This is a genomic window from Phytoactinopolyspora alkaliphila (assembly GCF_010550695.1).
GTDB lineage: Bacteria > Actinomycetota > Actinomycetes > Jiangellales > Jiangellaceae > Phytoactinopolyspora > Phytoactinopolyspora alkaliphila.
The window spans coordinates 215894-230301 of record NZ_JAAGOB010000010.1; the positions used below are offsets into that span (position 1 = coordinate 215894).

Below are 14408 nucleotides of genomic sequence, written 5' to 3' on the forward strand. Positions count from 1 at the left end.
CGTGCAAAGCGGCGAAGATTCTTGCACACTGAAGAGATGGAACTTCCGCGTGACACGGCGTCCGGCCGCCGGCGAGGCTTGGTCCTCGGCAGCGGAGGGCTGTTGGGCGCGGCATGGACCGTGGGCGCGCTCACGGCACTGGAAGAGTCGACCGGGGTGGACATGCGCGCGGTCGACTATCTCGCCGGGACGTCGGCAGGTTCCGTGACGGCCGCGATGCTCGGGGCCGGAGTGAGCGTCGAGCAGCTGCGGCTGCACCAGCTCGGCCAGGGAACCGACGGCCCGCTGGCCGAGATGACCTGGGACTACGACCACGCCACCGGGGGCTCCCGGCCGCGTCGCCCGCGGCTGACCGCGGGCTCGCCCGGCATGGTGGCCCGCAATGTCCGCCGGCTGCGCAAGATGCCGCCTACGGCCGTGCTCGCGGCGTTCCTGCCCGAGGGCCGGACCGACTTGAGCAGCATCGGGGAGCTCGTCAGGTCGGTGACCCCGGGCGGCGGGTGGTCACCGCACCCGGGGGTGTGGATTGTGACGATGGATTATGACTCCGGCCGCCGGGTCCCGTTCGGCCGGGCGGGAGCGCCCGAGGCCGAGCTGGCCGACGCGGTCATGGCGTCGTGCTCGATACCGGGGTGGTTTACGCCGGTGGTCATCGACGGCCGCCGGTACATCGACGGTGCGGCGTGCTCGGCCACGTCGGCAGACCTGCTGGCCGGCCTGGAACTCGACGAGGTCTACATCGTGGCACCCAGTGTGTCGTTCGAGACCGATCGTCCGAGGGCACTGTTGCCGCGGGTAGAGCGCGCCTGGCGCACTCGGGTGACGAGGCGGTGCGTCCGCGAAGCCGCGAAGCTTCGCGCTGAGGGGACCGAGGTCACGATTCTCGGCCCGGGCCCGGATGACCTGGCACAGATCGGCGGGAACGTCATGGACGCCAAACGCCGGCTGAAAGTCCTCGAGACGTCGGTGCGCACATCTGCGGCTGCCCTGACCTCCGGATCCACAGCAGCCTGAGTTCGGTCCTGCCGGTAGGGCGTCGGTACGACGACCGGTCGTCGGGGTGGGGATTCTCTCGCGCGGGGTAGACGGTGGATACTGGCTCCAGGACCTTCTGGTGCCTCGATTTGGGAACGGAGTTCGCCTTATGCCGTCCTTCGCCGTGGGTGGCGGTTTCGACGCCGTCACAAGTGTGCCCGTCCCCTCGAACGAGCCCGTCCTCTCCTACGCGCCAGGCTCATCCGAGCGCGCCGAGGTCGAGACTGCCCTGGCCGCGATGGCGGCGGAGAACAGGGAGCTGACTTGCACCATCGGAGGGGATCGCAAGCTCGGAGGCGGCGAGGAGGTCGCCGTTGTCCAGCCGCACGCCCGCCAGCACGTGCTCGGGACGATGCGCAACGCTACCCAGGACGACGCCCGGGCGGCCATCGCCGCGGCCCGCGAGGCAGCCGGCGCCTGGCGGGCGCTGTCGTTCGACGATCGCGCGGCCGTGTTTCTGAAGGCGGCCGAGCTCGCCGCCGGCCCATGGCGGCAGCAGCTGAACGCTGCGACCATGCTGGGTCAGTCGAAGACCGTCGTGCAGGCGGAGATCGACGCTGCCTGTGAGCTGATCGACTTCTGGCGGTTCAACGTGGCATTCGCGCGGGAGATCCTGGCGGAGCAGCCGCGGGTGAACGCGCCCGGCGTGTGGAACCGCCTGGATCACCGCCCGCTCGAGGGCTTCGTGTACGCGATCACCCCGTTCAACTTCACCGCCATCGCCGGCAACCTGCCGACCGCCCCGGCGCTGATGGGCAACACGGTGATCTGGAAGCCCAGCCCCACACAGCAGCTCGCGGCCGACGTCACGATGCGTCTTCTTGAGGCGGCGGGCCTGCCGCCCGGGGTGATCAACATGGTGACGGGCGACGGTGTGGACGTGTCCGAGATCGCACTGCGGGACCCGTACCTGGCCGGCATCCACTTCACCGGTTCCACGAACACCTTCCAGACGCTGTGGCGAACCGTGGGAGAGAACATCGCCGGCTATCGGAGCTATCCCCGCATCGTCGGCGAGACCGGAGGCAAGGACTTCGTCCTGGCGCACCCCAGCGCGGATCCGGAGGTGCTGAGGGTCGCTCTGGTGCGCGGCGCATTCGAGTATCAGGGACAGAAATGCTCGGCCGCTTCTCGTGCCTACATCGCGCGCAGTGTCTGGGACCGCATGCGTGACGACTTCCTGTCATTGACCGAGTCTCTGCCGCTCGGGCCGGTGACCGACTTCTCCAACTTCATGGGCGCCGTGATCGACGAGCGGGCATTCGCCAAGCATGCGGCCGCCATCGACCGCGCCGTCTCCGACTCGTCGATCGAGGTGGTGGCGGGCGGACAGGTGGACGACTCCGACGGCTGGTTCGTGCGGCCCACGGTGCTGGAGAGCACCGACCCGGAGAACGAGATCTTCACCACGGAGTACTTCGGGCCGATCCTGGGCGTCCATGTCTACGAGGACTCCGACTATGATCGCGTGGTCGCTCAGATGGAGAGTGTCGCCGCGTATGCGCTGACGGGCGGTATCGTCGCCGAGGACCGGGCCGCCATCGCGGAGGCAACCGCGGCGCTGCGATTCGCGGCAGGAAACTTCTACGTCAACGACAAACCCACAGGTTCCATCGTCGGGCAGCAACCGTTCGGTGGAGGCAGGGCAAGCGGAACGAATGATAAAGCCGGATCGGTGCAGAATCTCCTGCGTTGGACCAGTACACGTGCTATTAAAGAGACGTTCGTTCCTCCGCGCGGGCACGAGTACCCGCACATGGGTTAAGTCCCAGGAAGCTACCGACGGAACACGAGGTGCACAGTGATGGATGATCGGCTGCCGACTCGGCCTTATGTCGCGCGAGCAGTGCGGCTCCTCTCGCAACCCAGGCGCAGCCCGGCCGACAGCGCGCTCGTCACGGCCGTCGCGCTTCGTCTCGCCGCGCTGGACAGCGACAGTGAGACGGCGGAGAAACTCATCGCGGCGGCTGACCGGGTGATTTCCGGGGTGGCTGGTCTCGTCGGTGAACAGGTGCCGGCCTCGGACTGGAGTGACACCGCGGATGCGCTGGCGCAGCTCATCGCCGGGCGGCCGCTCCAGCGAGGACACCTCACCGCGGCCCGCTCCGCTCTGGGCTCGGCCGACAAGGTGATCGATCTGTCCGACAGGCTGCGTCGCACGGCGGAGGAACCCCTCGACCGCGATGACCTCGGCCGCGCCCTGGCTATGAGCGTCACCGGCCCCGCGGACCTGGCGCAGGCACTGGTGGAGCGGGACACATCGGATGCCGCGCCGCAGCCGCCCTCGGTCGACACCCCGCCGCCGGTGACGCCGCGGCAAGGCGGACGCAGAGCCAGCGCCGCGGATCGAGGAGTGCCGTTGCGCGCCGTCGACGGAGGCATCCCCGGCCGATAGGCACACAACCCCCGCCCTCTTCAACGTATAGCGCACAGGGGGACTTGTGGCAAGGCCCCGGTCATGCCGCACACTAGGCCGCCGAGCCTACGAAAGACGGGGGATTCGTGATGATCGACGTGATCGTCGCCGGCGGCGGACCGACCGGTGTGATGCTAGCCAGCGAGTTGCGGTTGCATGGCGTGGACGCGCTGGTGCTGGAGAAGGACACGGAGCCGACCAGGATCGTCCGGGCGCTCGGCCTGCACGCGCGCAGCATCGAGGTGATGGACCAGCGCGGTCTGTTGGAGCGATTCCTCGCGCTCGGCCAGCAGTACCCGATCGGTGGCTTCGCCGGCATCGCCAAGCCGTCGCCGGAGCAGCTGGACACCGCGCATCCGTATGTACTCGCCATCCCGCAGACGACCACCGACCGCCTGCTGACCGAGCGTGCCACCGAACTCGGCGCCGAGATCCGACGCGGTCGCGAACTGGTCGGCCTGAGCCAGGACGACCACGGCGTGACTGTTCAGCTGGCCGACGGCTCGCAGCTGCGCTCGCGCTACCTCGTCGGCTGTGACGGCGGCCGGAGTGTAGTGCGCAAACTGCTCGGCGTCGGCTTTCCCGGCGAGCCCACCAGGGTCGAGACACTGCTGGGCCAGATGGAGCTGACCGCGCCGCCGGAAGAGCTGATGGCTGTGGTGGCCGAAGTCCGCAAGACCCAGCTCCGGTTCGGCGCCATCCCCCTCGGGGATGGGGTCTACCGCGTCGTCGTGCCCGCCGAGGGGGTGTCCGAGGATCGCTCGATCCCTCCGACCCTCGCGGAGTTCAAGCAGCAGCTGCAGGCCAGCGCCGGCACCGACTTCGGCGTCCACTCACCGCGCTGGCTGTCCCGCTTCGGCGACGCCACCCGGCTGGCCGAGCGCTACCGCACCGGCCGGGTGCTGCTGGCCGGGGATGCGGCGCACATTCACCCGCCGGCTGGCGGGCAGGGGCTCAACCTAGGGATCCAGGACGCGTTCAACCTCGGCTGGAAGCTGGCTGCCGAGGTCAACGGCTGGGCACCGGAGGGACTGCTGGACAGCTACCACACCGAACGGCACCCGGTCGCCGTCGACGTGCTGAACAACACCCGCGCGCAGATGGAGCTGATGTCTCTCGATCCGGGGCCTCAGGCAGTGCGCCGGCTGGTGTCGGAACTGATGGATTTCACGGACGTGAACCGCTACCTGATCGAGAAGGTCAGCGCGGTTGGGATCCGCTACGACTTCGGTCAGGGACATGAACTGCTCGGCCGGCGGATGCGAGACGTGGGATTGAACCGGGGGCGCCTCTACGAGCTGATGCATGACGGCCGCGGGCTCCTGCTCGATCAGACCGGCAGGCTTGCGATAGCGGGCTGGGCGGATCGGGTGGATCACGTCGTCGATGCCAGTGCGGAACTGGACGTGCCCGCCGCATTGCTGCGGCCGGACGGTCACGTCGCGTGGGTCGGTACGGACCAGCAGGAGCTGCTCGGCCAGCTGTCCAGGTGGTTCGGCGCTGCCGCCGGCTGAAGGCGCCTCAGCGTTCGCCGGCCAGCCAGGCCCGGCCGACCCGCTCCTCGATCCTCGCGGCCTCGGTCAGCCCCTGGTGTACGGCGTCCTCGACCTTGCCCCCGAACAGGGGAATGCTGGCCTTGATGGTGCCGGCGATGGTCAGCGTGGTGCTGCCGCTTCCGGACGGCTCGAGCCGCATGGTGCCGTTGCAGGTGACCGGCATGCCGACCATGTCCAGGGTGATCTTCCCGGTGCGGGCGCCGTCGGGTCCGGCCGGTCCCCACACGTCGGTCTGCTTGATGTCGATGGTCTCGCCCACGAACCTGCGGACGAAGTCGGGCACGTCCGGCGGCATGACCCGGGTCAGCTCGATGGTGACCTGGTCGTCGTTCCTGTGCACCGACACGTCGTGGCGCAGGGCTTTGGCCGCGGTGGTCTTCTTGGCGATGTATGCCTCATCGGTCAGCATGCCGAACACGGCGTAGGGGTCGGCGTCGAATCGAAGCTCACTGTGCAGGTCCATGCGCCCATCTTGACGTATGCCCTCGCGACATGTGGAGCCAACCGCCGGAGACCACCGTCTGCGGCGGGTGCCGAGGTGCCGTTAGTGTTGGACGTGTTCGCGCACAACGACGTGTGCGGCGGCGACGCCCGGGGGTTTGACGATGCGAAACAGGCTGGAAGAAGCGAAGTCCGACCTTCTCGCCAGGGCCGCTTCGGTGGTGAAACGCGACCACCCGGCCATGGACCAGGACGCCGACGAGCGCTTCCTTCGCCGTTATTTTCGTCACGTAGCACCGGAGGACCTCGTCGGTCGCGATCCGGTCGACATCTTCGGCACGGCCGCGTCGCACCGGCGCCTGGCTGAGCACAGGCCGCAAGGGTCGTCGCTGGTGCGAGTGTTCACGCCATCCGTGGACGAGCACGGCTGGTCCTCCGGGCACACCGTCGTCGAGGTCGTCACCGACGACATGCCGTTCCTGGTGGATTCGGTGACGTTGGCGCTGCACCGCAACGACAACCTGATCCGGTTGATCGTTCACCCGCAGATCATCGTCCGGCGCAACGTGACCGGTGAGCTGCTCGAGGTCTGCGATCTGGACGACAATCACCCGCGGATCCCGGAGATCCCGGACGTGGTGGTCGAGTCGTGGATGCATGTGGAGATCGACCGCCGCGACGACCGCGACGAGCAGGCGCACATCGAAGAGCTGCTGCGCGATGCCCTGCGAGACGTGCGGGACGCCGTCGAGGACTGGCCGCGGATGCGGCAGCGCTGTGAGGAGATCGCGGACACGCTGGACCAGCCCGGGCTGCCGGTCCCCGACGCCGAGATCGAGGAGGCGCGCGAGCTTCTGCACTGGCTGGCGGACGACCACTTCACCTTCCTCGGTTACCGCGAGTACGTCCTGGACGAGGTGGACGGTGAGGATGTGCTCCGGGCCGTGACCGGCTCCGGGCTCGGCATTCTGCGGGCAGATCAGGACCTCTCCGACGCCTTCGCCAAACTTCCGCCGGAGGTGCGAGCGAAGGCGCGCGAGAAGCGGCTGCTCGTGCTCACCAAGGCCAATTCGAAGGCGACCGTGCACCGGGACGCCTATCTGGACTACATCGGCGTGAAGTCGTTCGACGAGAACGGCGAGGTGATCGGCGAACGGCGCTTCCTCGGCCTGTTCAGCTCGGCCGCCTACATCGAGAGTGTGCTGCGGATCCCGGTGCTGCGCCGACGCGTCCAAGAGGTGGTCCAGAACAGCGGGTTCGCGCCCACCAGCCACTCCGGCAAGGACCTCTTGCAGGTGCTGGAGACGTATCCGCGCGACGAGCTGTTCCAGACCCCGGTGGACCAGCTGCTGCCGGTGGCGCTCGCGGTGGTGAACCTGCAGGAACGCCGCCAGCTGCGCATGTTCGTCCGGCGCGATGACTACGGGCGGTACCTGTCGTTCCTCGTCTACCTGCCGCGGGATCGCTACAACACCGATGTGCGGGAACGGATTCAGCGGCTCCTGCTCTCCGCCACCGACGGCGTGTCCATCGACTTCACCGCCAGGCTCGGTGAGTCTATGCTGGCCAGGCTTCATTTCGTGGTCCGTACAGACCCGCACCGGCCGCTGCCGGAGTTCGATGCCGAGGAACTCGAGAAGCAGCTGATGGCCGCGACCCGGGCCTGGACCGACGATTTCTCCGACGCGCTTGCCGAGCAGGTCGGCGAGGAGTCGGCGGCCCGCCTGTTGCGCAGATACAAGGACGGCTTCCCGGAGGGTTACAAGGAGGACTTCCCGGCGCGGACCGCGGCGTCGGACGTGCGACGCCTGGAGGAGCTCGCCGACGTCGACGGCCTGAGCCTCAACCTCTACCGGCCCGTCGGGGCTCCGTCCAACAGCCGTCGGCTGAAGATCTACCGCACCGGGACGCCCATCTCCCTCACCCACATCCTGCCGCTGTTGTCCCGGATGGGCGTCGAGGTGGTCGACGAGCGCCCCTACGAGATCGTCCGCCACGAGTCGGAGACAGCCGCCTACATCTACGATTTCGGCTTGCGGCTGGAGGGCATCCGGACCGCGGACGGTGACCGGCTGAAGGAGTCCTTCCAGGACGCCTTTATCGCGGTGTGGCGCGGCGACGCCGAGAGCGACGGGTTCAACGCCCTGGTTCCGCTGGCGGGCCTGTCCTGGCGCGAGGCCTCGGTTCTCCGTGCGTACGCGAAGTACCTGCGTCAGGCCGGGTCGACGTTCAGCCAGAGCTACCTGGAGGAATGCCTGACCACGCACGTGGGCGTCGCCAGGATGCTCGTCGAGCTGTTCGACGTGCGGTTCAACCCGGAGCGCGCCAGCGGGCCGGAGGCACGCGATAGCGCGGTCACAGCGGTCACGGAGCGTATCGAGCAGGCGCTGGACGCGGTGGCCAGCCTCGACCAGGACCGGATCCTGCGCTCTTTCCTCGGCCTCATCCAGGCGACCTTGCGGACCAGCTTCTTCCGCTCAGACCCGCAGGGCGACGGCCGTGCAGGCACGGCGATCAGCTTCAAGCTCGATTCCCAGAAGATCCAGGACTTGCCGGCGCCTCGTCCGAGGTACGAGATCTGGGTGTACTCACCGCGGGTCGAGGGCGTGCACCTGCGCTACGGCGCCGTCGCCCGCGGCGGGCTGCGCTGGTCGGACCGCCGGGAGGATTTCCGCACGGAGATTCTCGGGCTGGTGAAGGCGCAAGCGGTGAAGAACTCCGTGATCGTGCCCGTGGGCGCGAAGGGCGGGTTCGTCGGCAAGCGGCTGCCCGACCCGTCGGTGGACCGGGAAGCCTGGCTGGCCGAGGGCATCGAGTGCTACAAGACCTTCATCCGGGGCATGCTCGACATCACCGACAACCGCGATGACGACGGCACCGTGCTGCCGCCCGCGGGTGTGGTGCGCCACGACGGAGACGACCCCTACCTGGTGGTGGCGGCCGACAAGGGCACCGCGTCGTTCTCCGACATCGCGAACCAGGTGTCGAAGGAGTACGGCTTCTGGCTCGGCGACGCGTTCGCCTCCGGTGGGTCGGCCGGATATGACCACAAGGCCATGGGCATCACCGCCCGCGGGGCCTGGGAGTCGGTCAAGCGGCATTTCCGGGAGATGGGCCGCGACTGTCAGAACGAGGACTTCACGGTCGTGGGCATCGGCGACATGTCGGGCGACGTGTTCGGCAACGGGATGCTGCTCTCCCGCCACATCCGGCTAGTGGCGGCGTTCGATCACCGGCACATCTTCCTCGACCCCAACCCGGACGCGGCAACCTCGTACGAGGAACGCCGGCGCCTGTTCGACCTGCCGCGATCCAGCTGGAACGACTACTCCTCGGATCTCATCAGCCAGGGCGGCGGGATTCACTCGCGGACGACGAAGAAGATCCCGATCACGCCGCAGGTGGCGGAACGGCTGAGCATCGACTCGTCCGTGCGGTCGATGACGCCCGCGGAACTGATGCGAGCCATCCTCACCGCCCCGGTCGACCTGTTGTGGAACGGCGGTATCGGTACCTATGTCAAGGCCAGCACAGAGTCGCATGCCGAGGTCGGCGACAAGGCCAACGACGCCATCCGGGTCGACGCCGTGCAGCTGCGCTGCGCGTGTGTGGCCGAAGGCGGCAACCTGGGGCTGACACAGCGGGGACGGGTCGAGTACGCGCTGAACACGTCGGGTGTTGCCGACGGTGAACGGGACCGCCGCATCAACACCGACGCGATCGACAACTCCGCCGGTGTCGATACGTCAGACCACGAGGTGAACATCAAGATCCTGCTCGACGGCGTGGTCCGTGCGGGTGACCTGACCGAGAAGCAGCGCAATACCCTGCTCACCGAGATGACCGACGAGATCGCGGAACTGGTCCTCGCGACGAACTACGGGCAGAACGTGGCGCTGGCCAATGCCGTGCGCAATGCGCCCAACCTGGCGCACGTCCACCGCGCATACATGAGCCGGCTGGAGAGCGAGGGGCTGCTGAAGCGGGAGATCGAGGCGCTGCCCACCGACCGTCAGATGGGTGAGCGGATGAACTCCGGGCGCGGGCTGACGTCACCGGAGATGGCCGTCCTGCTGGCGTACACCAAGAACACGATGTACTCGGAACTCCTGGAGACCAGCCTTCCCGACGACTCGTACCTCTCGGCGATCTTGCACGCGTACTTCCCGAGCCCGTTGCGCGAACGGTATGCCGACCGGATCGACGCGCATCCGCTGCGCCGCGAGATCATCACCAACACGCTCGTGAACGAGCTGGTCAACCAGGCGGGCACCACGTTCGCGTTCCGGCTGGGAATGGAGACCGGCGGGTCGGTGGAAGACCTGGCGCGTGCCTACACGGTCGCGGGCGTCATCTTCCAGATGCCGGATCTCTATGCGGCGGTCTCGTCGCTGGACAACATCGTCTCAGCCGATGTGCAGACGCAGATGCGCCTGGCCGGGCGGACCATCACCGAACGGGTCACCCGCTGGCTCGTCGTGAATCGCCGCCCGCCCATCGACATCGCCTGGCAGATCGGGTTCTTCGAGTCCCCGATCGGGAGGCTGCTGGACGCGCTGCCCGACGTGCTGGCAGGCCGCGAACTGGACCTCTACACCGCGCGCCGGGACGAGCTGATCAAAGCCGGCGTGCCGGAGGATCTCGCGGTACGTGTGGCCGTTCTGCCGCCGGCATACTCCGGACTGGGTATGGTGGAGAACTCGCTCGCCACGGGCACAGACCTCCTCGAGGTGGCCCGGGTGCACTTCGCCTTGGGTGAGCACCTGGGGCTCGGCCGGCTGCTGGAGCGGATCATCGCGCTCCCCCGGAACGACCGCTGGCAGACCATGGCGCGCGCGGCGTTGCGCGATGATCTGCATGCTGTGCAGACATCGGTAACAGCGCAGGTCCTCCAGCAGACGGACGAGAACGCGGAACCGGAAGAGCGGGTGCGGATCTGGGCCGAGGAGGATGCCGCCGTCGTCGCTCGTGCCCGCAAGACTCTCGGCGAGATCATCGAGGGGGAGTCGTTCGACCTCGCTCGTCTCTCCGTCGGCGTGCGAGTGGTGCGCTCCTTGCTGCACACAGCGCCGGCGTGACAGCGGCCCGGAGCGAACACCCCAGCAGTGTGATCCAGCGCGCATCCCGTTTCGTTTTTGCGGTTTCGGCTGATTGATCGGGTCTTTCTGGCGTAACGTCGAAAACGCGAACGGATCTTGACGCCCAGTATGTGAGATTCCAGGTGATGCCCGTCATGGCGAGATGACATCCCCGTCCTGTCCGTAAAGGGGAATCTGCGACGAGCCCGGGACTAGCCGACCCCGGCATGCGTCTCATAAGGGGGAGATCTACTGGTGGTTGTCGACGACCGTCGAGGCAGGATCATCGGGCGAGACCATGAGATGCAGATGCTTCTCGTCCTCGTCCAGGCGCTCACCGCGGGCCAGGGTGGCTCCATGGTCATCGCCGGGCCGGCCGGGAGCGGCAAGAGCACATTGCTGGCGGCGGTCGTGGCGGAGACGCAGGGCACGGTCGCTGGAGAGCGGCCTGTCTCGGTCGCCAGCGTCACTGCCGCCGAGTCGGAACGCGAGTGGCCCTACGCCGGTCTCCACCTGGTCCTGTCAGGACTGATCGGCGCCCTCGAGCCGGGTGATCAGAAGCGCCTGACACCGCATGTGGAGGAGATCCTCGCCGGTCTCGGTGACGACGCGAGCCCTTATGACGTCGCGATGCGGGTGCAGACGCTGTTGGGGCTCACGGAGACCCCCATCCTGGTGACCGTTGATAACGCGCACTTCTTCGATCTCCGGTCTCAAGAGGTTCTGGGTTTCGTCGCCCGGCGGCTGCGGCCGTGGCCGGTCGCGTTGATGCTGACCGGCAATCCGTCGGCGCCGGCTCCGGTGCTCGACGGCCTTCCGATGCTTCGGCTGGGCGAGCTGGAGCAGGAAGATGCAATTGATCTGGTGCGCACACGCTATGACGACGTCGCCGTGAACGTCGCGGCGGATCTCAGCCGGCGAGTAGGAGGGAACCCCCGGGCGCTGCTGGACGTGGCCGGCGAGCTGGCGCCGGAGCAGCGACGCGGCCAGGTGCCACTCGACCGATACCTGCCGGCATCCCAGGTGCTCAGGGAACTCCTGATACCCGATCTCGGTGAACTCGATGATGATCAGCGCTTCGCCCTGTTGGTGGCCACGGTCAGCGAGGACCACAAGCTCGCTCCGGTGCTGTCGGCGCTCGCCGAGCACGACGATGACGTCGTTGAATGGCTTCTCCGGGAGCACGTCGAGGTGTCGGACGGCACCTTCCGGTTGCGAACACCGGCCGTCGGCTCGATCGTATGGCGGGCGGCGTCGCTCAATGAACGCGTCCGGGCGCACACCAGGCTGGCCGAGGTCTATCGCGGCCTCGACGCGGACCAGGTGCTGTGGCATCAGGCACGGGCGTGCGTCGAACATGACGACGAGCTGGCGACAGCCTTGCAGCAGGCGGCCCGCGAACTGCTCGGCCGAGGTGAGTTCCAGCTATCCGTCCGGTTCGCCCAGGAATCGGTCCGGTTGACATCCAGTCCCGACGAGCGGATTCAGCGGCTGCTGCTCAGCGGCGAGTTCGCCCTGTTCGCCGGCCGGGCAAGCGAAGCTGTGCACATCGCCCGAGAACGGTCCCGGATGGACATGCCGCCGGCGAGCAGCACTGAGCTCGCGCTGCTGGAGGCGCGGGCGCGCCTTGCCCGGGAAGGACACGTACCGACCGATCTGATCGAGGGTCAGGCGGAGGCGCTCGCCGCCACCGACCCGGACCGTGCGGCACAGTTCTGGATCGTGGGTGCTGCCGGGTTCGCCGACAGCATGGAGGTCGGTGAGGCGGTGAAGTATCTGGCCCAGGCGAAAAGCCTGTTGCCAGAGGTGTCAGACAGCACGCGGGGAACCTACCGCCGGATCGCGGCATGGACGGCGTCGTTGTCGGGCGACTGGGATCGGGCGCGTGAGCTGATCGAGGCGGACTCGAGCGCGGGAAACGTCTTCGCCGACGCGGACCGATGCGTCCGCCATGCCGGCGTGCTGGCTCGCCTGGAGCGCTACGACGAGGCCCGCAGGCTTTACCACGTCATCACCGAACAGCGCCGGTTCGGGGACTCGCCCGCCGTGGTGGGATACGCCTACTCCGCGCTCGGTGTGATGGAGATTCGCGCTGGCCGGCTGATCGCCGCCAAGGAGGCTGCCGAGGCTTGGCAGCAGCTGATCGGCCCCACCGTGCCGCACCGCGGCAAGATCCAGGTCTACATGATCAGGGCATACGCCTTGATGGGTGATCTCACGGCCGCGCGCCGGTGTCTTGACCTGGCACGGCTGGTGGTGCGCCAGCGCGGTGACTGGTGGACCAGGGCATTGGTCCAGGCCGAGTCCGGAGCGATGTATCTGCAGGTCAACCAGCTGGACGACGCCATGCCGGCACTCGAGCGCGCCCGGGACTATGCCCTGACCTACGACGACCCGTCGGTCCTGGCCTCGGAGCCGGACTTCATCGAAGCCTGCGCCCGCCTCGGTGATCTCGAACGCGCTCGCGCGGCGCTGGCCGCATTCGAGATCCGGGCCAGCCGCGTTCCTACGGTCTGGGCGCAGCACACGCTGGCGCGCTGCCGAGCGCTGGTGGCCGAGGGCGACGAATCGGTGAAGCTGTTCTCCGAGGCGTCGAAGTCCTGGGTCGAGAGCGTCTCGCCGGTGGAACTCGCGCGTACGCAGCTGTGCTACGGCGAGCGGCTGCGCCGGCTGGGCCGCCGTAGCGAGGCAGCCGAATGGCTTCGGCGGGCCGTCGTGCTGGCCGGCGAAGTGGGGGCGATGGGCCTCGCCGAGCGGGCGGAAGAGGAATTGGGTTCCGGCCGTTCGGCTGCGGCCGTGGAATCGTCGAGCCGCGCCGACACCGGCCTTCTCACGGAGGCGGAACAGCGGATCGTGCGGCTGGTCGCGACAGGCCGGCGGAACCGGGAGATCGCCGCCGAGCTCTACGTCTCGGTACGGACGGTGGAGACCCACCTGGGGCGCGTCTTCCGCAAGCTGGGCGTACGTTCTCGGGCGGAGCTGGCTAGCCTGGCCGCCGTGGCGAAGAGTCCGCCGAGCACGCCGGAGGAGTGAATTAGGAAGCCTGCGCGAGCGTCTCCCCTTCGGCCTCCTGCATTTCCTGATAGGCAGCGCACAGTGCTCGGCGAGCGCGGGTGGCGAGGCTTGATACGGCATTGGGCGTCATCGCCATGCCGGGTGCCAGCTCGGCCGGCGTGTACCGGTCGACCTCGATGAGCCAGAGAATACGGCGCCAGCGGGCCGGCAGGCTGGCCCAGGCGGCCACTACGAGGTCCGCCTGTGCCGTCGGGGGGATGACTGGAGCGAGGTAGCGCTCCCACACCGCATCGCTGTCGGTGACGACGGTCCGGCCCTGTTTGGCGAAGTGCCGGTATGCCAGCCGCTTCACCGTTGATTGCACGTAGGCGGCGAAGGAATCGGTGGGGCCGTGTCCGGTGCGGAATGCCCGGAGCACCAGGTAGAAGGCCTCCTGGACGAGGTCCTCGGCGGCGTGTGCGTCTTGGACGATTCGCTGCGCGGTTCGGCGTGCTGCCGGAGCGACCTTGCGGTAAAGCGAAGTGAACGCTAACTCGTCGCCGTTCCGCGCCCCGGCCAGCAATTCCGGCAATCCCTGATCTTCCACCCACACCCTCATGGCTCACGACGCTGCAGGTGCGCGGGGGTTAATCGCATCGTGGAAAACCACTGTGCGACCTCCACTGCCGTACGTACGTGTGCCCGTGAAAGGGGACGAAAGAGGACAAGCCGTGTCACGCCGATGTGTTGACGTCGGCGTGATGTGACGCACGTCACGTTTGATCGTCGTGCTTATTCGTGTCTCGCGTAACTCAGAGGTACTAGGTGCGTTCCTACCCTCACTCTCCGTGTACCTCACGGCGGATGAGGGATGACGGGACGAGCTTT

Annotated in this window: 8 protein-coding genes; 6 read left to right on the plus strand and 2 right to left on the minus strand. The window is 67.8% G+C overall.

The window, feature by feature from the left end:
- The first annotated feature begins 36 nt into the window (after positions 1-36).
- From G1H11_RS18630 to rox, 4 genes are all read left to right on the plus strand, one after another.
- The gene (locus tag G1H11_RS18630) at positions 37-1014 is read left to right on the plus strand and encodes a patatin-like phospholipase family protein (RefSeq protein WP_163820089.1); all 978 of its coding nucleotides are present in this window, start codon (positions 37-39) and stop codon (positions 1012-1014) included.
- Positions 1015-1144: 130 nt separating this feature from the next.
- Positions 1145-2800: an L-glutamate gamma-semialdehyde dehydrogenase gene (pruA, locus tag G1H11_RS18635; RefSeq protein WP_163820090.1), complete on the plus strand. Its 1656-nt coding sequence runs from the start codon at positions 1145-1147 to the stop codon at positions 2798-2800.
- A gap of 39 nt (positions 2801-2839) precedes the next feature.
- Positions 2840-3430, plus strand: coding sequence for a hypothetical protein (locus G1H11_RS18640; RefSeq protein ID WP_163820091.1), 591 nt, complete (start codon positions 2840-2842; stop codon positions 3428-3430).
- Between the two features lie 110 nt (positions 3431-3540).
- The gene (gene rox / locus G1H11_RS18645; RefSeq protein WP_163820092.1) at positions 3541-4965 is read left to right on the plus strand and encodes a rifampin monooxygenase; all 1425 of its coding nucleotides are present in this window, start codon (positions 3541-3543) and stop codon (positions 4963-4965) included.
- Positions 4966-4972: 7 nt separating this feature from the next.
- On the opposite strand, the gene G1H11_RS18650 is transcribed toward rox, so the two are convergent.
- Positions 4973-5470, minus strand: coding sequence for a DUF2505 domain-containing protein (locus tag G1H11_RS18650; RefSeq protein WP_163820093.1), 498 nt, complete (start codon positions 5468-5470; stop codon positions 4973-4975).
- A gap of 142 nt (positions 5471-5612) precedes the next feature.
- On the opposite strand from G1H11_RS18650, the gene G1H11_RS18655 reads away from it, so the two are divergent.
- A complete protein-coding gene (locus tag G1H11_RS18655; RefSeq protein ID WP_163820094.1) occupies positions 5613-10526 on the plus strand; it encodes an NAD-glutamate dehydrogenase in 4914 nt (1637 codons plus the stop codon).
- A 255-nt stretch (positions 10527-10781) separates the two neighbouring features.
- Positions 10782-13559, plus strand: a complete 2778-nt coding sequence (locus G1H11_RS18660; protein WP_163820095.1) for an AAA family ATPase — start codon at positions 10782-10784, stop codon at positions 13557-13559.
- 1 nt (position 13560) lies between these two features.
- On the opposite strand, the gene G1H11_RS18665 is transcribed toward G1H11_RS18660, so the two are convergent.
- Entirely contained in the window at positions 13561-14139 is a 579-nt protein-coding gene (locus G1H11_RS18665) for an RNA polymerase sigma factor (protein WP_163820096.1), read from the minus strand.
- Positions 14140-14408 lie beyond the last annotated feature (269 nt).

Coding starts and splice junctions, on each gene's coding strand:
- G1H11_RS18630 (WP_163820089.1), top strand. CDS start 37: ATGGAACTTCCGCGTGACACGGCGTCCGGCCGCCGGCGAGGCTTGGTC.
- pruA (WP_163820090.1), top strand. CDS start 1,145: ATGCCGTCCTTCGCCGTGGGTGGCGGTTTCGACGCCGTCACAAGTGTG.
- G1H11_RS18640 (WP_163820091.1), top strand. CDS start 2,840: ATGGATGATCGGCTGCCGACTCGGCCTTATGTCGCGCGAGCAGTGCGG.
- rox (WP_163820092.1), top strand. CDS start 3,541: ATGATCGACGTGATCGTCGCCGGCGGCGGACCGACCGGTGTGATGCTA.
- G1H11_RS18650 (WP_163820093.1), bottom strand. CDS start 5,470: ATGGACCTGCACAGTGAGCTTCGATTCGACGCCGACCCCTACGCCGTG.
- G1H11_RS18655 (WP_163820094.1), top strand. CDS start 5,613: ATGCGAAACAGGCTGGAAGAAGCGAAGTCCGACCTTCTCGCCAGGGCC.
- G1H11_RS18665 (WP_163820096.1), bottom strand. CDS start 14,139: ATGAGGGTGTGGGTGGAAGATCAGGGATTGCCGGAATTGCTGGCCGGG.